General features: G+C 46.1%; 1 protein-coding gene. It reads left to right on the top strand.

Features of this window, described 5'->3' with window-relative positions; all coding sequences use genetic code 11:
- Positions 1–688: O-antigen ligase family protein (locus tag GMA8713_RS26090; protein WP_198159605.1), on the top strand; the 688-nt coding region annotated here is incomplete at both ends.

Here is a 688-nt window from a genome sequence, read left to right as displayed (position 1 = left end):
TCAGTTGTACCATCATGACGGTTCCGCTGCTTTACACGAATGCTCAAATTGACGCATCGCTGAGTCGAATGCTCGGGTTATGGACTGGGCTGCTTTTTTTTGTATTGCTGCAACAATTTCGTTTTAGCAACAAACATAAGCAGCGATTGCTCTGGTTTATCGTACTCGCGGCATTGATTGAAGCCCTATTTGCTCTGTATCAATACTTTTTGCTTTCACCCGAGAATATTTTTGGCTACGACTCCCTTATCAACCGCCCTTACGGCATTTTTCAGCAACCGAATGTGATGGCGAGCTTTCTCGCGACAGGGCTGGTTATATCTGGCTATTTACTGGCTAGTCAACCGAAGAAATACAATCAGCATCTCAGCGAAGTGAGCCTACTTTATGTCACTCCACTGCTAACTGCGCCGTTGTTGGTGATATTAGCCTCGCGCACTGGTTGGATTGGCGCGATACTCGGAACACTTTTTGTTCTGCCTTACTTGTCTAAATTTTCAACGCCTAAACGATTTTGGGGATGGAGCGCTGCGACGCTATTGGGTATTGCTTTAGGGTTTGTCGCTGTCTATTCCCAAGGCACGGGCGATTTTCTAGAGAATAAGGCTGATTTAGAGAGCCCTCGCCGTTATACCTTTCCTCAAACCATCGATATGGTCATAGAAAAACCCTTCACGGGTTATGGCTA

It is taken from the genome of Grimontia marina (assembly GCF_900060185.1).
Classification (GTDB): domain Bacteria; phylum Pseudomonadota; class Gammaproteobacteria; order Enterobacterales; family Vibrionaceae; genus Enterovibrio; species Enterovibrio marinus.
This window is presented reverse-complemented; position numbering and strand designations above follow the sequence as displayed.